This is a genomic window from Bacteroides sp. AM41-16, assembly GCF_003603495.1.
Taxonomy (GTDB): Bacteria; Bacteroidota; Bacteroidia; order Bacteroidales; family Bacteroidaceae; genus Bacteroides; species Bacteroides uniformis.
Genome location: NZ_QTNE01000005.1, coordinates 121,003 through 143,836, shown reverse-complemented (window position 1 = coordinate 143,836; position 22,834 = coordinate 121,003). Strand labels below are relative to the sequence as shown.

General features: G+C 45.3%; 20 protein-coding genes. 15 read left to right on the top strand and 5 right to left on the bottom strand.

The window, feature by feature from the left end; all coding sequences use genetic code 11:
- Positions 1-9: 9 nt before the first annotated feature.
- The 4 genes from DW896_RS06835 to DW896_RS06820 all read right to left on the bottom strand — a co-directional run bounded on the left by DW896_RS06835 (position 10) and on the right by DW896_RS06820 (position 3,818).
- The gene (locus DW896_RS06835; RefSeq protein ID WP_005826561.1) at positions 10-1,563 is read right to left on the bottom strand and encodes an SLC13 family permease; all 1,554 of its coding nucleotides are present in this window, start codon (positions 1,561-1,563) and stop codon (positions 10-12) included.
- 7 nt (positions 1,564-1,570) lie between these two features.
- Positions 1,571-2,395, bottom strand: coding sequence for a 3'(2'),5'-bisphosphate nucleotidase CysQ (gene cysQ / locus DW896_RS06830; RefSeq protein ID WP_005836050.1), 825 nt, complete (start codon positions 2,393-2,395; stop codon positions 1,571-1,573).
- A 469-nt stretch (positions 2,396-2,864) separates the two neighbouring features.
- A complete protein-coding gene (locus DW896_RS06825; RefSeq protein WP_009036830.1) occupies positions 2,865-3,365 on the bottom strand; it encodes an SPOR domain-containing protein in 501 nt (166 codons plus the stop codon).
- A 48-nt stretch (positions 3,366-3,413) separates the two neighbouring features.
- Positions 3,414-3,818, bottom strand: a complete 405-nt coding sequence (locus DW896_RS06820; protein ID WP_172685027.1) for a lipocalin-like domain-containing protein — start codon at positions 3,816-3,818, stop codon at positions 3,414-3,416.
- Between the two features lie 174 nt (positions 3,819-3,992).
- Between DW896_RS06820 and DW896_RS06815 the strand changes: the two genes are divergently transcribed.
- The 4 genes from DW896_RS06815 to DW896_RS06800 all read left to right on the top strand — a co-directional run bounded on the left by DW896_RS06815 (position 3,993) and on the right by DW896_RS06800 (position 6,219).
- Positions 3,993-5,270, top strand: a complete 1,278-nt coding sequence (locus tag DW896_RS06815; RefSeq protein WP_005826566.1) for a DEAD/DEAH box helicase — start codon at positions 3,993-3,995, stop codon at positions 5,268-5,270.
- Positions 5,271-5,363: 93 nt separating this feature from the next.
- The gene (locus tag DW896_RS06810) at positions 5,364-5,573 is read left to right on the top strand and encodes a YtxH domain-containing protein (RefSeq protein WP_005826568.1); all 210 of its coding nucleotides are present in this window, start codon (positions 5,364-5,366) and stop codon (positions 5,571-5,573) included.
- Between the two features lie 19 nt (positions 5,574-5,592).
- Positions 5,593-5,946: a phage holin family protein gene (locus DW896_RS06805; protein WP_005826569.1), complete on the top strand. Its 354-nt coding sequence runs from the start codon at positions 5,593-5,595 to the stop codon at positions 5,944-5,946.
- A 12-nt stretch (positions 5,947-5,958) separates the two neighbouring features.
- The gene (locus DW896_RS06800) at positions 5,959-6,219 is read left to right on the top strand and encodes a hypothetical protein (RefSeq protein WP_005826570.1); all 261 of its coding nucleotides are present in this window, start codon (positions 5,959-5,961) and stop codon (positions 6,217-6,219) included.
- 74 nt (positions 6,220-6,293) lie between these two features.
- On the opposite strand, the gene DW896_RS06795 is transcribed toward DW896_RS06800, so the two are convergent.
- Positions 6,294-7,265, bottom strand: a complete 972-nt coding sequence (locus tag DW896_RS06795; protein ID WP_005836045.1) for a type I phosphomannose isomerase catalytic subunit — start codon at positions 7,263-7,265, stop codon at positions 6,294-6,296.
- Positions 7,266-7,463: 198 nt separating this feature from the next.
- Here DW896_RS06795 and DW896_RS06790 point away from each other — a divergent pair, with 198 nt between their 5' ends.
- The 11 genes from DW896_RS06790 to DW896_RS06735 all read left to right on the top strand — a co-directional run bounded on the left by DW896_RS06790 (position 7,464) and on the right by DW896_RS06735 (position 22,750).
- Complete coding sequence (locus DW896_RS06790; protein WP_034528954.1) at positions 7,464-8,561, top strand: aldose epimerase family protein; 1,098 nt, start codon at positions 7,464-7,466, stop codon at positions 8,559-8,561.
- 42 nt (positions 8,562-8,603) lie between these two features.
- A complete protein-coding gene (locus DW896_RS06785) occupies positions 8,604-9,914 on the top strand; it encodes a sugar MFS transporter (protein ID WP_005826573.1) in 1,311 nt (436 codons plus the stop codon).
- Between the two features lie 49 nt (positions 9,915-9,963).
- Positions 9,964-11,118: a galactokinase gene (gene galK / locus DW896_RS06780; protein ID WP_005826576.1), complete on the top strand. Its 1,155-nt coding sequence runs from the start codon at positions 9,964-9,966 to the stop codon at positions 11,116-11,118.
- A 266-nt stretch (positions 11,119-11,384) separates the two neighbouring features.
- Positions 11,385-12,524, top strand: a complete 1,140-nt coding sequence (locus DW896_RS06770; protein WP_009036829.1) for an aldose epimerase family protein — start codon at positions 11,385-11,387, stop codon at positions 12,522-12,524.
- A 27-nt stretch (positions 12,525-12,551) separates the two neighbouring features.
- On the top strand, positions 12,552-14,246 hold the full coding sequence (locus tag DW896_RS06765) for a sodium:solute symporter (protein ID WP_005826581.1): 1,695 nt from the start codon (positions 12,552-12,554) through the stop codon (positions 14,244-14,246).
- Positions 14,247-14,305: 59 nt separating this feature from the next.
- Entirely contained in the window at positions 14,306-14,983 is a 678-nt protein-coding gene (locus DW896_RS06760; protein WP_005826583.1) for an NUDIX domain-containing protein, read from the top strand.
- A gap of 42 nt (positions 14,984-15,025) precedes the next feature.
- Complete coding sequence (locus tag DW896_RS06755) at positions 15,026-15,712, top strand: L-ribulose-5-phosphate 4-epimerase (RefSeq protein WP_005826585.1); 687 nt, start codon at positions 15,026-15,028, stop codon at positions 15,710-15,712.
- Positions 15,713-15,750: 38 nt separating this feature from the next.
- Positions 15,751-17,259: an L-arabinose isomerase gene (gene araA / locus DW896_RS06750; RefSeq protein WP_005836040.1), complete on the top strand. Its 1,509-nt coding sequence runs from the start codon at positions 15,751-15,753 to the stop codon at positions 17,257-17,259.
- 124 nt (positions 17,260-17,383) lie between these two features.
- Positions 17,384-18,982, top strand: a complete 1,599-nt coding sequence (locus DW896_RS06745; RefSeq protein WP_009036828.1) for a xylulokinase — start codon at positions 17,384-17,386, stop codon at positions 18,980-18,982.
- Between the two features lie 23 nt (positions 18,983-19,005).
- Entirely contained in the window at positions 19,006-20,550 is a 1,545-nt protein-coding gene (locus DW896_RS06740) for an alpha-N-arabinofuranosidase (RefSeq protein ID WP_009036827.1), read from the top strand.
- Positions 20,551-20,740: 190 nt separating this feature from the next.
- On the top strand, positions 20,741-22,750 hold the full coding sequence (locus DW896_RS06735; protein WP_009036826.1) for a transketolase: 2,010 nt from the start codon (positions 20,741-20,743) through the stop codon (positions 22,748-22,750).
- Positions 22,751-22,834: the final 84 nt, after the last annotated feature.

Sequence of the window (22,834 nt, the reverse complement as noted above, 5' to 3'; positions counted from 1 at the left end):
CTTCTTTTTTTAAAATGGCCAAATTAAAGGAATCAAGAAAATGGATATCAGGAAAGTAATGATATTCAAAGGTAACCCGATGCGTACAAAATCCGTGAACTTATAGTTACCGATACCTTGTACAATCAAATTAGTCTGATACCCTATAGGAGTGGAGAAGCTGGCAGAAGCCGCCATACAAATTACAACGAAGAAAGGCATCGGACTGACTCCCATCTGTGAAGAGATGGAAAGTGCCAACGGGAAAGCGAGTGCCGCGGCCGCATTGTTCGTAATCAGTTCTGTAAACAAGTTCGTTATGATAAACACAGCAGCCAGCAACACGTGGGGGCCATAATGATGGCTCATGCCTATAATGAAACGCGCCACAGCATCTGCCACTCCGGAATTCACCATCGCCTTGCTGATAGCAAAAGCACAAGCAATCGTTATCAGAATATCCCAAGATATATATTTGGTATACTTGCGGGCCGGAAATATCTTTGTCCAGGCCATAATGATAGTAGTAATGGAAACGAAGAAAAACATATCCAACTTGATTTCCGGAAAAGCTTCCTTGACAACCGGAAGTTCACCAACCGTTGCACCCACTATCATCAATATCAGCAAAACCAAGGCAAACCAGCGCTTTCCCTTTCCGGGCACCGGTTCCGTATCCTTGCCATTGGCCAGCAACACGAACACCGAAGATTCCCCCCAGGTCTTTACAAAAGAGTCATCAGCCATCACCACCAGCGTATCCCCTTCGCGGAGATATTCATTTTCCAGATTTCCGACAATGCTCTGACCGCTACGCTTAATCTCCTTCACTTCGGCCCCATAATGCCGCTTGAAGTTAAAATCACCAAGTTTCTTGTTGATACCGGGAAAACGGGCGCCGAGTACAGCTTCCACCCGATGTAAATCTCCATGCTCCTCCGGTTCCTCATCCAGCTTTACCGCATCCGTACGAACATCCGGCAAAAGCCTTGAGGAAAAAGCGAACAGATAAAGGATGCCTGCAATCGCGACGAAAATGCCCACTTTACCCAACTCGAACATAGTAAAGCCTTCATATCCGGCTTCCAATATCATACCATGCACCACCAGATTGGTCGACGTCCCTATCAGGGTGCAGATTCCGCCAAGTATCGTCACATAAGAAAGGGGTATAAGGAACTTGGTAGCAGGCAATTTTACAGATTCGGCCCAACGCTTGATAATGGGAGCAAAGATAACAACCACCGGAGTATTGTTTAGAAAAGCTGAAATAAAAGCAATGGTGGGCAACATACGGAACTGCGCTTTAAAGACCGTAGTCTTACCTTGGGGAAGCAGCTTCTTGATTACTTGCCCCAAAGCACCCGACTGCCTGATGCCTTCACTGACCAAAAACAGCATGGCAACAGTCATCATCCCCTTATTACTGAACCCTTCCAGCATCTCCTTAGGAGTGAGGATACCTGCACACAAGAACAATACTACGACAGAAAAGAGCACCATGCCCGGACGCATTTTATCCAGAACCAAGGCAATCACCATGCCCAACAATGCCAGCAGCACAAACAATATCTCAAATGTCATAAAGTCGTTATTTTATTTCAGTATGCTTGGGTTCTACGATAAACCACGGATTCAGCAAATCCTCCTTATTATATTGCAAAGGTTCTTCCTTCCCCGCCTGATAAATTTCCATTCCGGCAGCACGTGCAATAGCATGCCCAGCCGCCGTATCCCATTCCATCGTAGGGGCAAAACGAGGATATACATCAGCCTTGCCTTCAGCTACCAGACAAATCTTGATGGAACTTCCACTTGATATAAGCTCAACTTCCGCATGGCTGCATTTCATTTTCTCGATATAATCTTCTGTCTCGGGCGTCAGATGCGAACGGGAAGCCACAATTACAAACCGTTCGTGCACGCTTGTTTCCGGCAGCCGGACAGCTTTCACAAGCAGTTCATCCCACGACATTCCATCACGTGCAGTAATACCAGATAGCTTATAAGCACCCGAATCATGCACTCCAAAATAGAGCTCCTTTTTTACCGGCACATAAATGACTCCCATTACCGGTACTGAGTGATGCACCAAAGCTATATTCACTGTGAACTCACCGTTCCTCTTGATGAACTCCTTCGTACCGTCCAAAGGGTCTACAATCCATAAAGTTTCCCAACTCCGTCGTTCCGAAAAAGGCAAATGTTTGCCTTCCTCGCTTAGCAGAGGGAAAGGTGTATCAGCCAAAAAACGGCAGATAGTTTCATGAGCCTTACGGTCGGCAATAGTAAGAGGAGAATTATCCGCTTTTTTTTCTACCTGAAAATCCGATGCCGGATCATCGTAAATGGAAAGAATTTTCTCGCCAGCCTGCAAAGCGGCATCAATCGCATTCAGTATATATCGTCGTTCCATACTATATTCTTCTCAAAGATAAGGCACAAAATTAAAAACTTTTTCAGGTCTAAAAGTTTCCACCTCTTGTTTTATAACTTCTTTTAAACGAAAGAGAGAATATTATAAGCACTTTTCACAATCAGGAAAATCAATCCGGAGCAGAGAAAAATAGAGTGAAATATTCACGAAGGAAGAGGAACTAAAGAGACTGTGACAACATGAGTTTATCTGGGTCTTTTCTCAATTAGTCCGTTAGTTCACAGTACTGAACACTTTGTTTCACTGCTTAAAAACAAGTTGTTTCCTTTAATGAAACAAACTGTTCTGTTAAAGGAAACACTTTGTTTTGCCAAACCAAACACGCGACAGCGCCAGCCTTCACATTCTTTCGGCATATCATGAAAAAGGCAGTAACTTCGCAGTTACTGCCTCATCTTGAAAGGAAACATACATTCCTTTCTGTTATGAATTACCAAAAAGAATTCTATTAATTGACGCTATACAGCAACCATGCCTTCTGGAAGTCATCATTCGAAGGATGTTTAGCTTTGAAAGAGTCGCGCAGATTCTCGGCGGATGCTCTGTCATCGAATGTACCGATAACTACACGATACAGATTTCTTTCTGCATTGTAAACCACCATTGCAGTATAACCTTCATTCACCAATGCCTGCTTCACACCTTCCGCATTAGCTTTCACGCTATAAGCTCCGCAAACTACACTAAAGGTTTTCAAGCTGGTACCACCTGATACCACAGTCACCTTTTCCTGACGCATGCCGGCAGGTGCACTTTCCACCACCTTTACTTCTACTGGAGCGGTAACCACTGGAGCCACCTCTTCAGCAGGGACAGTTGTTTGCGGCTCGGCCAATTCCTGCTGTTTTGCCTTTTCATATGCTTTCTTATAAGCACTTTCACTTGATTTACAAGAAGAGAATGCCAGAGCTATGCATACTCCCATTCCCAATACGGCTAATTTTTTCATCTTTTCTATTGTTTTTATTAGTAAAATCGTCTATTCTTATTCTTTATCTCAAAATTTCCGAAAAATAGATTTCGTACCCTCATATTCCAAACGCAATGAAGAGTAGGACAAATCTTCTACTTTAAAGGTACATTTTCCTTCCGGCCACCCGAAATAAGTATCATAATTTTTATCGTTAACGCTTTCAGGCAACAAAATAATGGAAATTTCAGCACCTTTCAAAGAATAATTTCCAAAAAACGTAGTCAACCCTCCATCTTTCAACAAACATATGGCAGAAAAACTTCCTTTTTGAAAATTATAGAATACACTGTCCACCTTCTCTGATGTACCGTCGGCATATTGATACTGACGCAACTGCCACTTACCGGCCAAGTCACCCCCACCATTCATGCAAGCGGTCAAAGTACAAGCCACCAATACAATCCAAAGATATTTTAAATGCAATTTCATCATTTTTCCATGCCACTATCTAAATATGGAACAAAAGTACACCATAACATGCGATTATACCTCAGCATCCTTAGTTAAATATAATTAAACCCCTCCATAAAAAGAGATTTCCCGGAAGACTTGACGTATATTTGCCAAATATAAACAGGGCATGAGGCTCACTTAATTGATTACATGACATTTGAAAATTTGAATTTGATAGAACCTATATTGAAGGCTCTTCAAGAAGAGGGGTATTCCACCCCTACCCCAATCCAGGAAAAATCGATCCCTATATTACTTCAAGGAAAAGACTTATTAGGATGTGCTCAAACCGGAACAGGCAAAACCGCCGCATTTTCCATCCCTATCTTGCAAAAGTTATATAAAACGGATAATCGCAAAAGTATCAAAGCACTCATTCTGACGCCGACCCGCGAGTTGGCCATACAGATAGGAGAATCCTTCAGTGCATACGGTAAGTATACCGGACTGAGACATGCCGTCATCTTCGGCGGTGTAGGACAAAAGCCACAGACAGATGAACTGAAACGTGGAGTACAAATACTGGTTGCAACTCCCGGACGACTGCAAGACCTGGTCAACCAAGGTTTCATTAACCTAAAAGCACTCGAATTCTTCGTATTGGACGAAGCAGACCGGATGCTGGACATGGGATTCATACATGATATCCGACGCATATTAAAGCTATTGCCCGCAAAACGGCAGACTCTCTTCTTTTCGGCCACAATGCCTCCGGAAATAGAGACCTTGGCAAACTCCATGCTGACGCACCCCGAGAAAGTGGAAGTCACCCCTGCATCGTCTACGGTTGACACAATCTCCCAATCAGTCTATTTCGTTGAGAAAAAAGAGAAAAAAGACTTACTGATTCATCTGCTGAAGAATCCGGCTATCAAGTCCGTACTTATCTTCACCAGAACTAAATATGGAGCAGACAAACTTGCACGTACCCTTAGTAAGTCCGGAATAAGAGCCGAAGCCATACATGGAAACAAGTCGCAGAATGCCCGACAGCGAGCACTGACCGGCTTTAAGAACCATGAACTGCGTGTACTGATAGCAACCGATATTGCAGCACGAGGTATCGACGTGGACCAACTATCACACGTCATCAACTATGAGTTGCCCAACATTCCGGAAACATACGTGCACCGTATCGGACGAACCGGACGTGCCGGCCACGACGGTATTGCCCTCTCCTTTTGCGAATCGGAAGAACTGCCTTACCTGAAAGATATCCAAAAATTGATAGGGAAAAGTATCCCAGTAATAAAAGAACACCCATTTGTCACCGCCGATGGTTTAAAAGCCCAGAAAATCAAGACTGAAGAAATTAAGGCCAAAACCAAGGAAAACAAAATCTATCGCGGGAGCCGTACGAATGGAGACTTTTGGAGAAGAAAAAAGCAAACCTCGCAAAACAACACCCCAAAAGGAGTTGGAAGATAAAGACAATCATAAAAAAACTGATATTCCGAACAAAGTTTCAAAAAAATTTGTTAGTTTTGTCGTACGAACCTCAAAAAAGAAAGGAATATCATTATGAAAGGATTAAATGTTTTAGCAGCTTTCCTGGGTGGCGCCGCAGTAGGTGCAGCCCTCGGTATCTTATTTGCTCCTGAAAAAGGAGAAGACACCCGTAACAAAATCGCAGAAATTCTCCGTAAGAAAGGGATTCGTCTGAACCGAAGCGAAATGGAAGACTTGGTAGATGAAATTGCTGCGGAAATCAAAGGTGAGGTAACGGAATAAGGTAAAAAACAGAACCACTATGTTTGCAGACGACAAAAGTATAGAAAATATGCAGCAGCTCTTCATTGAATTCAAGAAATACCTGGAGCTGCAAAAAGAATATACCAAACTGGAAGTCACCGAAAAACTATCCAAACTGCTTTCTACACTTTTATTGGTGCTATTGGTCGTCATACTCGGCGTAGTGGTTCTGTTTCATCTGTCGTTTACGCTGGTCTATATCTTAGCTCCGCTGGTAGGCGGGCTAATGATGAGTTTTGCACTTATCACGTGCTTCCATATCCTACTCATCGTTCTGCTTGTCCTATTCCGCAAAAAGCTCATTATTGATCCGACAGTAAAACTTATCGCAGAATTATTCTTAGACAATTAATTCGAAATATTCATGGATAATACGACCAATACGACTCCCGTCACTTTAGAAAGCATCGCCCAGAAAAAAGCCATGCTGCTACAAGAAATACGACTCCAGAAAGAAATCATGACTGGGCTTACACAAGAAATTTTTGCTCCGCTGGAACCAGCTACCAACAAGGCAAATGCCATGATGAGAGCATTCAACACGGGTATGGCTGTTTTTGACGGTATAGTATTGGGGGTAAAGGTAATGAAGAAATTCAGAAAAATATTTGGAAGAAAGAGATAGAATATCGGATAAAAAAAGAGGGGATGGCCATAACAGTCATCCCCTCTTTTTTATCCGATATAGTCTGAGCACTTTTATACGTACGTCTCAAGCAACTTCACTGCTCCTTCAGGCACAATCGTCACTTCTTGGGTTGCAGCTGGCAGCAGGATTGTTTCGCCCGCTTGTACGGAAACTTCATTCTTCTCATTATCAATAATACGGCAAGAACCCTCCACACAAATAAAAATAACAAAAGAATCCAGTTCAGAATAGTCACAAGTGATTTCTTCCGTCATGTCATAGATGGAAGTCGTGAAATACGGGCTTGCCACCATTTCTACCGGTTCATTCTGAACCTGCTCGTACTCCGTACGAAAATCGTCCTGCACATCTGCAAAATTAATGGCATCAATGGCCTGGCTTGTATGCAGTTCTCTTGATTTACCATCCTTATCCTTACGATTGTAATCAAAAATACGGTAAGTGATATCCGACGTTTGCTGTATTTCTGCTACAAAAGCTCCCGCACCGATTCCATGTACCCGACCTGCAGGCACATAAAACACATCGCCCGGTTTAATGGCGCAAGTCTGCAGAACATCCGCAAACGTACCATTATACACTCGTTCCTTATATTCTTTCGGAGTAATCTGCTCTGCAAAACCGGAAATCAGCTTGGCACCCTGGTCAGCAGCAATAACATACCACATTTCATTTTTACCAAAACTGTTATGACGTTTCTTAGCCAACTCGTCACCCGGGTGTACCTGAATCGACAAGTCCAACTTGGCATCAATAAACTTTATCAATAAAGGAAACTTATTTCCGAAACGTGCATAGTTGGCTTCTCCTACCAGGTCTTCCTTATATTTTCTGACCATATCCGGCAGCGTCAATCCTTTGTCTGCACCATTGGCCACTATAGACTCACTGCCTTCTACTGCCGACACTTCCCAACTCTCGCCTACATTGGCAAGGGTATCATTCAAATGTTTGAATGGAATAATCTTGTCGCCTCCCCAAAGCGTCTGCTTCAGAATAGGCTCAAATTTTAGAGGATACATTCGTTGTTTTTATTAGAACTTTCTGTTAATGATGTGATTTTTTTAGATTCCGGGGGCAAACATACAAAAAATATCAATTTGTATTCCATTTGTTAAACGCTAAACTTTCCTAAAATGTTCTCCACATTTCCTTCCAATTACTTGGGGGAACAAAAGAATTTCTTTTTATTTGCAAGAAATTTAATTAATACCATGGATATGATAAACACTACTCCAACAGAAAGTAATTTGTCCGGTTTGAACCAAAAAGACTTTCAAAAGGATATAAATAACAAAAAGACAGATTTGTTTATCCTGAAGAATGCCCAGGGAATGGAAGTTGCAGTTACTAATTACGGCTGTGCAATACTTTCCATCATGGTACCCGACAAAAATGGCAAATATGCCAATGTTGTATTAGGACACGACAGTATTGAACATGTAATCAACAGCCCGGAACCTTTTCTAAACACTACCATCGGACGCTACGGTAACCGGATAGCTAAAGGAAAGTTTACTTTATACGGCGAAGAGCACCAATTGGCAATCAACAATGGTCCCAACTCACTGCATGGTGGTCCGACTGGTTTTCATACCCGTGTATGGGATGCTGTCCAGCCAGAGCCATCAACAGTCATCTTCAACTACACATCCGCTGACGGCGAAGAGGGCTTCCCCGGAAATCTCGAAGTAGAAATGACTTATCGCCTGGAGGATGAGACCAATGCTCTGGTCATCGAATACCGGGCTACTACCGATAAAGCCACCATCGTCAATCTGACCAATCACGGTTTCTTCAATCTTGCCGGTATAGCCAATCCCTCCCCTACAGTCTTAAACAATATCGTTACCATCAACGCAGATTTTTATGTACCCATCGATGAAGTATCCATTCCTACCGGAGAGATATTGAAGGTAGAAGGTACTCCTATGGATTTCCGTACTCCCCATACTCTTGGTGAACGAATTGATGAGAAACATACACAAATTGTGAATGGCGCAGGATATGACCATTGCTATGTACTGAACAAGACTGAAAGTGGAGAGCTGAGCCTTGCAGCCACCTGCATAGAGCCCAACAGCGGGCGAACGATGGAAGTATATACCACTGAAAATGGCGTCCAGCTCTACACAGGAAACTGGCTCGGGGGCTTTGAAGGTGCCCATGGAGCCACTTTCCCTGCAAGAAGTGCAGTCTGCTTTGAGGCCCAGTGTTTTCCCGATACGCCCAACAAGTCCCATTTTCCGTCGGCAGTATTGCTACCGGGTGATGAGTACCAGCAAGTGACAATCTACAAGTTTGGTGTACAAGAATGAAATAACTAATCCAATTTATAAACTTATTAATTTTACAAAACCATGACACAACAAAAACAGAATGGTAAACTCATCGCAATTATCACGATGATCTTCCTTTTTGGTATGATTTCATTTGTTACCAACCTTGCTGCCCCTATGGGAATCGTACTGAAAAATCAGTTTTCAGTATCCAACGCTTTAGGGATGTTGGGTAACTTTGGTAACTTTATTGCATATGCAGTGATGGGAATACCAAGCGGCATCTTACTACAACGGGTAGGGTATAAAAAAACGGCATTGATAGCAGTAGCTGTAGGCTTTATCGGTGTAGGTATCCAATATTTATCCGGTCATTCAAGCCCTGATATGGCTTTTGCCGTATATTTGATTGGCGCTTTCATCGCCGGTTTCTCCATGTGTTTGCTTAATACGGTAGTCAACCCGATGCTGAACAAGCTCGGCGGCGAAGGTAACAAAGGAAACCAGCTTATCCAAGTGGGTGGTTCTTTCAACTCCGTAATGGCCACCATTACTCCGATGTTCGTAGGTATCCTGATTGCCGGTTCCATTGAAAAAGCTACTATCTCTCAGATATTCCCTGTAATGTACACAGCAATGGCTGTATTTGCCATCGCGTTCTTCGTTCTTTTGATTGTGCCCATACCGGAACCCAATGCTGCAACTTCAACAGAACCTATCGGTAAGTTGATGTCAGGCGCTTTAAAATTCCGCCACTTCATTTTGGGAGCTATAGCAATCTTTGTATATGTAGGTGTCGAAGTTGGTGTACCGGGTACTCTGAACTTGTTCTTGACCGATCCGATTGAAAAGGGAGGAGCAGGCATTTCTTCCACCATTTCCGGTTTTGTTGTAGGTACATATTGGTTCCTCATGCTGATTGGACGTCTGGCCGGCGCTTCATTGGGTGCAAAAATCTCCAGTAAGGCAATGCTTACCTTTACTTCCGCATTAGGCTTACTTTTGGTATTCCTTGCCATCTTCTCATCTACCGGTTCGCTTGTCAATCTGCCGGTACTCCAACAAAGTGCTACGGGAGGTCTCTCTTTCGGATTTGCAGAAGTACCCATCAATGCAATGTATCTGGTACTGGTAGGTCTGTGTACTTCCATCATGTGGGGTGGTATCTTTAATTTGGCCGTAGAAGGATTGGGTAAATATCTGGCAGCGGCTTCCGGTCTGTTCATGGTATTGGTATGCGGCGGCGGCATCTTGCCCGTTATCCAAGGTTTGGTGGCCGACATTGCAGGTTTCATGCCGAGTTACTGGGTTATCATCGCAGCCCTTGGCTATCTGTTGTTCTACGGTTTGGTAGGCTGCAAAAATGTCAATAAGGACATCAAGGTCGATTAACAAGAAAATATAGGTAATTTATTTATTCACCTTATAAAATATAAATATCATGGATATAGAATACGTAAGAAGCCGTTTCATCAAGCACTTTGACGGAACAACGGGAGCTGTTTATGCTTCTCCGGGTCGCATCAACCTTATCGGTGAGCATACAGACTATAACGGTGGTTTTGTATTCCCCGGAGCAATCGATAAGGGAATGATTGCAGAAATAAAGCCCAACGGCACAAACACAGTAAAAGCTTATTCCATCGACCTGAAAGATTATGTGGAATTTGGCTTGAATGAAGAAGATGCACCCCGCGCAAGCTGGGCAAGATATATCTTTGGCGTGTGCCGGGAAATGATGAAACGCGGTGTAGATGTAAAAGGTTTCAATACCGCTTTTGCAGGCGATGTGCCTCTGGGTGCAGGAATGTCCTCGTCAGCAGCTTTGGAAAGTACCTATGCCTATGCTTTGAACGACTTGTTCGGTGACAACAAGATAGACAAATTTGAATTGGCAAAAGTGGGACAATCTACAGAACACAACTATTGTGGCGTAAACTGTGGTATCATGGACCAATTTGCTTCTGTATTCGGAAAGAAAGGAAGCCTCATCCGCCTGGATTGCCGTTCACTGGAATATCAGTATTTCCCATTCGACCCGCAAGGCTATCGTCTGGTTCTTGTAGATTCTGTAGTGAAACACGAACTTGCATCTTCAGCATACAACAAACGTCGTCAAAGCTGCGAAGCTGCTGTTGCCGCTGTTCAGAAGAAGCATCCACACGTAGAATTCCTGCGTGACGTTACCATGGGCATGCTGGAAGAAGCCAAAGCCGACATCAGCGCAGAAGACTATATGCGTGCAGAATATGTCATCGAAGAGATTCAACGCGTACTCGACGTTTGCGACGCCCTGGAAAAAGGCGATTATGAAACTGTAGGCCAAAAGATGTATGAAACACATCATGGCATGAGTAAGTTGTATGAAGTAAGCTGCGAAGAACTCGATTTTCTGAATGACCTTGCATTCGATTGTGGAGTTACCGGTTCACGTGTCATGGGCGGTGGATTCGGTGGATGTACAATCAATCTGGTAAAGGATGAATTGTACAGTACATTCATCGAAAAAGCAAAAGATGAATTCAAGAAGAAGTTCGGCAGAAGCCCAAAAGTATATGATGTAGTCATCAGCGACGGTGCCCGCAGATTAGAATAATAGACATCAGCATTCAAATAAAAGGCGTTTCCCAGTAATGGGAAGCGCCTTTTTCTTCTCCCCTATTCCACCGTTTTCCACTCTAAAAACAAAATCATCCGAGAAGTTTATTCCGAACACATCTATCTGTACAGCCAGTTGGCACAGATATGTTTCTTGACACTTATGTTGCATAACATATAAAAGTGTACAGCCTACACTAAAGAAAAGTGTTACTTTTACACCCAAAGAAAGATAATCATCTCATTTACATTAAATACAAAACCATGAAAAGACATGTTCTACTTGCAGGAATTGCCGCAATGATGCTAACTGCGTGCAATCAAAAGACAGAAACAACGCTTACGCTGTCCGGTCTTGATCCAGTAAAATTCCAAACAACAGTCAATGACGCCCAGACACAGCTTTATACGCTGAAGAATAAAGCGGGCATGGAAGTATGCATCACAAACTTTGGAGGACGTATTGTATCCATTATGGTACCCGACAAAAATGGAGTTATGCAGGATGTAGTATTGGGCTTTGACAGCATTGCCGATTACATCAACATTCCAAGTGACTTTGGTGCTTCTATCGGACGCTACGCCAACCGGATTAACCAAGGGAAAATCGTTCTTGACGGAGATACTATACAGTTACCACAGAACAATTTCGGACATTGCCTGCACGGTGGCCCCAAAGGATGGCAATACCAAGTATACAGTGCCAATCCCATTGACAGCACAACTCTGGAGCTCACCCGCATTTCACCGGATGGAGACGAGAATTTCCCAGGTAATGTTACGGCAAAAGTACTTTTCAAGTTAACGGATGACAATGCCATTGATATAAAATACAGTGCAACAACAGACCAAAAGACGGTTATCAATATGACTAACCATTCTTATTTCAATTTATCAGGTGACCCTTCAAAGGCAGCAACAGACCACATCTTATACATCAATGCAGACAACTATACTCCGGTAGACAGTACTTTCATGACAACGGGTGACATCATCTCCGTCAAAGAAACACCAATGGACTTTACCACTCCCAAGAGTGTGGCACAAGACATCAACCGGACGGACTTTGAACAAATAAAGAACGGAAACGGATATGACCACAATTGGGTACTGAATACTAAAGGTGACCTATCCCAAGTGGCAGCCAAACTGACATCGCCTATAAGCGGCATCACCCTGGAAGTTTATACCAATGAGCCAGGCATACAAGTATATACCGGGAATTTCCTGGACGGCACCGTAAAAGGTAAAAAAGGCATTACTTACAACCAGCGCGCTTCCGTATGCCTCGAGACACAACATTATCCGGATAGCCCCAACAAAGCCCAATGGCCTTCTGTCGTACTGGAACCCGGACAAATTTACAACAGTGAATGTGTTTTCAAATTTTCCGTAGAAAAATAACAATAACCTTATAAATCATTTATTATCGTGGAAACATTAGATTGGTTAGTCATTGGAATCTTTTTCCTGGCTTTAATTGGAATTATTGTCTGGGTTGTCAAACAGAAACAGAATGACTCAGCAGACTATTTTTTAGGTGGTCGTGATGCCACATGGCTCGCTATCGGTGCATCTATCTTTGCATCCAACATCGGTTCGGAACACTTAATCGGATTAGCCGGTGCCGGTGCTTCCAGCGGTATGGCGATGGCACATTGGGAAATACAAGGCTGGATGATCCTTATCTTAGGTTGGGTATTCGTACCGTTCTATTCGCGAAGTATGGTATTCACAATGCCTGAATTCCTAGAACGCCGCTATAATCCACAATCACGTACAATATTGTCTGTAATATCTTTAATCAGCTATGTACTGACAAAAGTTGCCGTGACGGTTTATGCAGGAGGATTGGTATTCCAACAAGTATTCGGTATAAAAGAACTTTGGGGAATCGACTTCTTTTGGATTGCCGCCATCGGTCTGGTTATACTGACTGCGCTCTACACAATCTTCGGAGGAATGAAGTCGGTACTTTATACCTCCATCCTGCAGACCCCCATCTTGCTGTTAGGTTCACTGATAATCCTTGTACTCGGCTTCAAAGAATTGGGAGGCTGGGATGAGATGATGAGAATCTGCGGTGCAGTCACAGTGAACGATTATGGCAACACAATGACAGAACTTATACGCAGTAATAACGACCCTAACTTCCCTTGGTTGGGTGCACTGATTGGTTCAGCCATTATCGGATTCTGGTATTGGTGTACAGACCAGTTCATCGTGCAACGCGTACTTTCCGGAAAGAATGAAAAGGAAGCACGGCGCGGTACCATCTTCGGAGCTTACCTGAAATTATTGCCCGTATTCTTATTCCTTATCCCAGGCATGATTGCTTTCGCATTACACCAAAAATATCTCGGAACCGGGGGAGAAGGTTTTCTACCTATGCTGGCAAACGGAAATGCCAATGCAGATGCTGCTTTCCCAACTCTAGTAGCAAAATTGCTTCCTGCAGGAGTCAAAGGTTTGGTTGTTTGCGGTATTCTTGCAGCATTGATGAGTTCTCTCGCATCTTTGTTCAACTCATCTGCTATGCTTTTCACCATTGACTTCTACAAACGTTTCAAGCCGAACACTTCTGAGAAAAAGCTGGTAGGAATTGGACAGATGGCAACTGTTGCGATTGTGATATTGGGTATACTCTGGATTCCCATTATGCGCAGTGTAGGCGATGTACTTTACACCTACTTACAAGATGTACAATCTGTATTAGCACCAGGCATTGCCGCAGCCTTCCTCTTGGGGATCTGCTGGAAACGCACCTCTGCACAAGGCGGTATGTGGGGACTGATTGCCGGAATGATTATCGGTTTAACCCGTCTGGGGGCAAAAGTATATTACAGCAATGTAGGAGATGTGTCAAGCAGTACCTTCAAGTATCTGTTCTATGATATGAACTGGCTGTTTTTCTGCGGATGGATGTTCTTGTTCTGCATCGTAGTGGTTATCGCAGTCAGCATGTTTACAGCTGCCCCAAGCGCTGAAAAGATTCAAGGGCTGGTATTCGGAACTTCAACTCCTGAACAAAAAGCAGCTACACGTGCGAGTTGGAATAAATGGGATATCATTCATACCCTTATCATCCTGGGTATTACTGCTGCTTTTTATTGGTATTTCTGGTAAATCGGTATGTTGCTATGATATATATCCATGCAGCATACCCCTTAAACAAAAATTAAGATATGAGTAATTACTATAGTTCAAATCCGAAACTTTATGTAGGTATCGACTGCATTATTTTCGGTTTCAATGAAGGAGAATTGAACCTGCTGTTGCTGAAGCGTAACTTCGAACCGGCAATGGGCGAATGGTCGCTGATGGGTGGATTCGTGCAGGAAGACGAAAGCGTGGATGATGCAGCCAAACGAGTCCTGAATGAACTAACCGGACTGGAAGATGTATATATGGAACAAGTCCAAGCTTTCGGAGCCATAGATCGTGACCCAGGAGAACGCGTAGTCTCCATTGTTTACTATGCGCTCATCAACATCAACGAATACGACAAAGAATCCGTACAGCAACACAATGCTTTCTGGGTAAATATCAATGAACTGCCAGCGCTAATCTTTGATCATCCGCAAATGGTGGAGAAAGCTCGGAAGTTGATGCAACAAAAAGCGTCCACCGAACCAATCGGCTTTAATCTACTACCTAAACTGTTCACGCTGTCACAACTGCAAAGCTTATACGAAGCTATATACGGCGAGAGCATTGACAAACGGAACTTCCGAAAACGCATAGCAGAAATGGACTATATAGAAAAAACTGACAAAATAGACAAAACGGGGTCCAAACGTGGAGCTGCTTTATATCAGTTTAATGAGAAGGCATACCGCAAAGCTCCGAAATTTAAGCTCTGAGAACCTAATATTCAACAACTTGTAATTAGTAATTTAAATAATATGCTGGAAGCACTGAAAGACAAAGTATTCCATGCTAACCTTGAACTGGTGAAGCACGGATTGGTTATCTTCACATGGGGCAATGTATCGGGCATTGACCGCGAATCTGGTCTGGTAGTCATCAAGCCCAGTGGGGTGAGTTACGATGAAATGAAAGCAGAGGATATGGTGGTAGTGAATCTTGACGGCAAGGTCGTGGAAGGACGGTTAAAGCCCTCTTCAGACACGCCGACCCACCTGGTTCTCTATAAAGCATTCCCCGAAATCGGCGGTGTGGTGCACACGCACTCTACTTACGCCACAGCCTGGGCACAAGCCGGATGTGACATACCGAATATCGGGACAACACATGCCGATTACTTCCACGACGCCATACCCTGCACAGCAGACATGACGAAGGAGGAAGTGGAAGGAGCGTATGAACTGGAAACGGGAAATGTCATCGTAAAACGCTTTGAGGGGCTGAACCCGGTACATACTCCCGGAGTATTGGTAAAGAACCACGGTCCTTTCTCGTGGGGAAAAGACGCACACGAGGCGGTACATAATGCCGTAGTGATGGAACAGGTGGCAAAAATGGCAAGTATAGCCTATGCCGTGAACCCCAATCTGACCATGAATCCGCTGCTGATAGAAAAACATTTCAGCCGCAAGCACGGTCCTAACGCTTATTATGGACAGAAATAACTATCATTCTTTAAATATAAACTATAAAAATAAATTGTATGAACACATTTGAACAATATGAAGTATGGTTCGTAACCGGAGCACAGCTCTTGTACGGAGGTGACGCAGTTATCGCAGTAGACGCACATAGTAATGAAATGGTGAAAGGTCTGAATGATTCCGGGAAACTGCCCGTAAAGGTAGTATATAAAGGTACGGTCAATTCATCCAAAGAAGTAACCGCTACCTTCAAAGCCGCCAACAACGACGATAAGTGTATCGGAGTCATCACCTGGATGCACACCTTCTCTCCTGCCAAAATGTGGATTCACGGTTTGCAGGAACTGAAGAAGCCATTACTACACTTCCATACACAGTTCAACAAGGAAATTCCCTGGGAGACGATGGACATGGATTTTATGAACCTAAACCAATCGGCTCACGGCGACCGCGAATTTGGACACATCGTGACACGTATGCGAAAGAACCGCAAAGTGGTAGTAGGCCACTGGCAGGACGAAAAAGCCCAAAACCAGATTGCCGCATGGATGCGCGTAGCTGCCGCATGGGCTGATGCGCAGGATATGCTCATCATCCGCTTCGGCGACCAGATGAACAACGTGGCTGTGACAGACGGTGACAAGGTCAGTGCCGAACAAGTATTGGGCTATCATGTGGACTACTATCCCATCAATGATGTGATGACACACTACAATGCTGTCAGCGACGAGGACGTGAAGGCACTCGTAGCAGAATACTTCAAGCTCTACGACCACGCTCCCGAACTGGAAGACGCACGTACGGAAGCCTACACCAAAGTATGGAACTCCGCCAAGGCCGAAATCGCCATTCGCCGCGTGCTGAAAGACACGGGTGCCAAAGGCTTCACCACCAACTTCAACGATTTGGGCGACTTTGACCAAATCCCCGGACTGGCCTCACAGCGACTGATGGCGGAAGGTTACGGCTTCGGTGCCGAAGGCGACTGGAAAACTGCGGCACTATACCGTACCACTTGGGTGATGAGTCAAGGCATGCCGAAGGGGTGCTCCTTCCTCGAAGACTATACGCTGAACTTCGACGGAGAAAAGAGCGCCATCCTGCAGGCACACATGTTGGAAGTCTGTCCACTGATTGCCGAACAGAAGCCGAAACTGGAAGTGCACCGTCTGAGCATCGGTATCGACAGCGAAACAGCCCGCCTGGTATTTACCAGCAAGCAAGGTGAAGGTGTAGCCGCTACCATCGTAGACCTGGGCAATCGCTTCCGCCTCATTGTGAACAAAGTAGAATGCATCAAGAGCAAGCCTCTGCCCAAGTTGCCCGTTGCCAGCGCACTGTGGATTCCAATGCCCAACCTCGAGGTGGGCGCTGCAGCCTGGATTCTGGCCGGAGGTACACATCATACCAGCTTCTCCTATGACCTGACGGTGGAATATTGGGAAGACTTTGCCGAAATGGCCGGCATCGAAATGGTAGTCATCGATGAAAATACCACCATCAGCGAGTTCAAAAAAGAACTGCGCATGAATGAAGTCTACTATATGCTGAACAAGGCACTTTGCTGATAATCATTACGGATTACCGATTGCGGACTACTAATTACACGTACCACAAACGTAACTAGTAGTTTGCAATTAGTAATCCGTTGTTTATAATCGTACTATAAATCCGTAAATTATCATTAATACCATGAAATTAGATGCAAAATCAACCATTGAGGCAGGCAAGGCCATCCTTGGTATAGAACTCGGTTCCACACGAATCAAGGCGGTTTTGATTGACCAGGAAAACAAACCCATCGCCCAGGGAAGCCATACTTGGGAGAATCAGTTAGTCGACGGACTGTGGACATATAGCGTCGAGGCTGTCTGGTATGGGTTGCAGGATTGCTACGCAGACCTTCGTACCAATGTAAAGAGCCTCTACGATACAGAGATAGAGACCTTGGCAGCTATCGGTGTCAGTGCCATGATGCACGGCTATATGGCATTCAATGAAAAAGAAGAAATCCTTGTACCCTTCCGTACCTGGAGAAATACTAATACCGGACAGGCTGCCGCAGCCCTATCCGAACTATTTGTCTACAACATCCCTCTGCGTTGGAGCATCTCCCACCTCTACCAAGCCATCCTGGATAATGAAGAGCACGTTCCATCCATCAATTACCTGACCACCCTTGCAGGTTTTGTCCACTGGCAAATAACCGGCCAAAAGGTACTGGGCATAGGAGATGCCTCCGGTATGCTCCCTATCGATCCCATCACCAAAAACTATTCTTCTGAAATGGTGGATAAGTTCGACAAACTTATTGCTCCGAAAGGATACGACTGGAAGCTTCGAGATATTCTGCCGAAGGTATTGTCGGCCGGTGAAAACGCAGGCTTCCTTACTCCCGAAGGAGCCAGTCGCCTCGACGTATCGGGACATCTGAAAGCAGGAATTCCCGTCTGTCCGCCCGAAGGTGACGCTGGAACCGGCATGGTTGCCACCAACGCCGTAAAGCAGCGCACTGGAAACGTATCGGCAGGCACCTCCTCTTTCTCAATGATTGTATTGGAGAAAGAATTGTCCAAGCCCTACGAAATGATTGACATGGTAACCACCCCCGACGGAAGCCTCGTAGCTATGGTGCATTGCAACAACTGCACTTCCGACCTCAATGCCTGGATCAATATTTTCAAAGAATACCAGGAACTGATGGGTATCCCCGTAGATATGGACGAAATCTACGGAAAGCTCTATAACCACGCCCTGACAGGCAATGCAGACTGCGGAGGCCTCATCTCATACAACTACATATCAGGCGAACCTATAACGGGACTGGCAGACGGACGTCCACTGTTTGTACGTTCGGCAAACGACAAGTTCAACCTTGCCAACTTCATGCGCACCCATTTGTATGCTTCAGTGGGAGTTCTCAAAATCGGCAACGACATCCTTTTCAATGAAGAGAAAATCAGAGTAGACAGAATCACCGGTCACGGAGGACTCTTCAAAACCAAAGGAGTAGGCCAGAGAATACTGGCAGCTGCCATCAATTCACCCATTTCCGTTATGGAAACAGCCGGCGAAGGTGGTGCCTGGGGTATTGCCCTCCTCGCTTCCTACCTTGCAAACAACGGAAACGACCAATCCCTTGCCGACTTCCTGGACAAGCATGTATTCACCGGAAATGCCGGTATTGAAATCTCACCGACAGCCGAAGATGTAAGCGGATTCAACACCTACATCGAAAGCTATAAAGCTGGTTTGCCCATCGAAGAAGCAGCAGTAAGATTCAAGAACTAAGTATTTAATAACACTAAAAAACTATGAACACAAAGTTATTTATCAGTAGCATATTTCTCTCCACCTCGTTGTCACTCTTCGCACAGAAAAGTGCCACTATCACTTTACACACAGACCAGAGCGAGCAAATCATTCCCAAAGAAATCTACGGCCAATTTGCAGAGCATTTGGGAACTTGTATCTATGGTGGACTTTGGGTAGGTGAAAACTCCGATATTCCCAACATCAACGGTTATCGCACCGACGTATTCAATGCACTGAAGGAGCTCCGTGTACCCGTCCTTCGCTGGCCGGGAGGCTGCTTTGCCGATGAATACCACTGGATGGACGGTATCGGCCCTAAAGAAAACCGCCCCAAAATGGTGAACAACAACTGGGGAGGCACTATCGAAGACAACAGTTTCGGAACCCATGAGTTCCTCAATCTCTGCGAAATGCTGGGATGTGAACCCTATATCAGTGGAAACGTAGGCAGTGGTACCGTAGAAGAACTTGCCAAATGGGTGGAATACATGACCTCCGAAGGAGACTCCCCCATGGCACGCCTGCGCCGCCAGAACGGTCGCGACAAAGCCTGGAAAGTAAAATACCTCGGCGTGGGTAACGAAAGCTGGGGTTGCGGTGGAAGCATGCGTCCCGAATATTATGCCGACCTCTACCGCCGCTATTCCACCTACTGCCGCAACTATGACGGCAATAGCCTTTTCAAGATAGCCAGCGGTGCCAGCGACTACGACTATAACTGGACCAAAGTGCTGATGGACCGCGTAGGCGGCCGTATGCACGGTCTTTCCTTGCACTACTATACCGTCAGCGGATGGAACGGCAGTAAAGGCGCCGCCACCCAATTCAGTAAAGACGACTATTACTGGACACTGGGCAAATGCCGCGAAATAGAAGATGTCATCAAGAAGCATTGCACCATTATGGATGAATACGACCCTCAAAAGAACGTGGCTCTTATGCTTGACGAATGGGGAACCTGGTGGGACACTGAACCGGGTACCAATCCCGGACATCTGTACCAACAGAATACATTGCGTGATGCTTTTGTCGCTTCCCTCAGCTTCGACATCTTCCATAAATATACCGACCGTCTGAAAATGGCAAACATTGCCCAAATCGTCAATGTATTGCAATCCATGATTCTGACCAGCGGAAAAAACATGGTACTCACCCCCACTTATTATGTATTCAAAATGTACAATGTACACCAGGATGCCACCTACATTCCTCTTGAGCTGAACTGCGACATGATGGATGTACGCGACAACCGCAGAATACCAATGGTCAGCGCTACCGCCTCCAAAGACCCAAACGGCAAGATACACATTTCCATGTCCAACGTAGATGCAGACAATGCACAGGAAGTGACCATCAATCTGTCTGGAACGAAAGCCAAGAAAGCAGTTGGTGAAATATTGACTTCCACCAATCTGACGGACTACAATTCATTTGAAAATCCCGACAATGTGAAACCCGTTCCGTTCAAAGAGGTAAAAATCAATAAAGATATTCTCAAGATTAAACTTCCGGCCAAATCAATCGTTACTATTGAGTTACAGTAAAACTACCGTGCACCGCACAAAATCAGCTAAATACGTTTAGTATCATTTTAGCAGCAAAAAGGCAGTAATACTGATAAAAAAGACACTCTTCGAGTGTTGTGAATTACGCATAAAGAGTTATCTTTGCCCTTGGAAAACCTACAAGGACCAAATAACCTATTGATAATATTCAAAATTAATTAGATTCAATATGAACGACAACAAACTTATGAACCGTGCGGCGGACAATATCCGTATCCTTGCTGCATCCATGGTTGAGAAAGCCAACTCCGGGCATCCGGGCGGTGCCATGGGTGGTGCTGACTTTGTAAATGTACTCTTCTCAGAGTTCCTGGTATATGACCCTGAAAATCCGGCTTGGGAAGGTCGTGACCGTTTCTTCCTCGACCCGGGACACATGTCACCGATGCTTTACTCTACATTGGCCCTGACCGGCAAGTTCACGCTGGACGAACTGAAAGAGTTCCGCCAATGGGGAAGCCCTACTCCGGGACATCCCGAACGTGACATCATGCGCGGCATCGAAAACACTTCCGGACCGCTCGGCCAGGGACACACATTTGCAGTCGGTGCAGCCATCGCAGCCAAGTTCATGAAGGCACGTTTCGAAGAAGTAATGCCACAGACCATCTACGCTTATATTTCTGACGGTGGCATCCAGGAAGAAATCTCCCAAGGCTCAGGCCGTATCGCCGGAGCATTAGGGTTGGATAATCTCATCATGTTCTATGATGCCAACGACATTCAGCTTTCTACCGAGACAAAGGATGTGACCATCGAAGATACCGGCAAGAAATACGAAGCTTGGGGCTGGAAAGTCATTAAAATCAATGGTAACGATCCCGATGCCATCCGCGGTGCACTGAACGAAGCCAAAGCTGAGAAAGAGTGTCCGACGCTGATTATCGGCCATACCGTAATGGGTAAAGGTGCCCGCAAGGCAGACGGCAGCAGCTACGAGGCTGATTGTGCCACGCACGGTGCTCCTCTGGGCGGCGACGCTTATATAAACACTATCAAGAATTTGGGTGGTGACCCGACAAATCCGTTTGTCATCTTCCCCGAAGTGGCCGAACTATATGCCAAGCGTGCAACTGAGCTGAAGAAAATCATGGCTGAAAAGTATGCAGCCAAAGCCGCATGGGCAAAAGCCAATCCGGAAAAGGCTGCCAAACTGGAAATGTTTTTCTCCGGCAAGGCTCCCGAAGTGAATTGGGCCGCCATCGAACAGAAAGCAGGCGTTGCCACCCGCGCAGCATCTGCCACTGTGCTCAGTGCTCTCGCCACTCAAGTAGAAAATATGATTGTTGCTTCTGCCGACCTTTCCAATTCCGACAAGACAGACGGATTCCTCAAGAAAACACATGCCTTCAAGAAAGGTGATTTCAGCGGTGCATTCTTCCAGGCCGGTGTTGCCGAGCTGACTATGGCATGTTGCTGTATCGGTATGGCACTGCATGGCGGTGTAATCCCCGCTTGCGGAACATTCTTCGTATTCTCCGACTACATGAAACCTGCCGTACGTATGGCAGCCTTGATGGAAGTTCCTGTGAAGTTCATCTGGACACACGATGCCTTCCGTGTAGGTGAAGACGGTCCTACCCATGAACCGGTAGAGCAGGAAGCCCAAATCCGCCTGATGGAAAAACTGAAAAACCACAAGGGACATAATTCCATGTTGGTACTCCGCCCGGCAGATGCAGAAGAAACAACTGTGGCATGGAAACTGGCAATGGAAAATACCACAACCCCAACCGGTTTGATTTTCTCCCGCCAGAACATCGCCAACCTGCCCGAAGGCAACGATTACGAACAAGCTGCCAAAGGCGCTTATATTGTAGCCGGCTCCGATGAAAATCCCAATATAATCCTCGTTGCTTCAGGCTCGGAAGTTGCCACATTGGTAGCCGGTACTGAATTGCTGCGCAAGGATGGCATCAAGGTGCGTATCGTGTCCGTTCCTTCCGAAGGTTTGTTCCGTAGCCAAGCTCCGGGATATCAAGAAGGCATTATCCCGTGTGGTGCCAAGGTATTCGGCCTGACAGCCGGTCTGCCCGTCACACTGCAAGGGCTGGTAGGTCCCCGCGGTAAAGTATGGGGATTGGAATCATTCGGATTCTCGGCACCTTATAAAGTGCTGGACGAAAAGCTCGGTTTCACCGCAGAGAACGTTTACAAGCAAGTAAAAGCAATGTTATAATCATTATCCGATGTGCTGATGTGCTGATTGCCCGCGCCCTACAAGCTGCAGGCATCAGCACATTGGCACATTAGTATATTAACT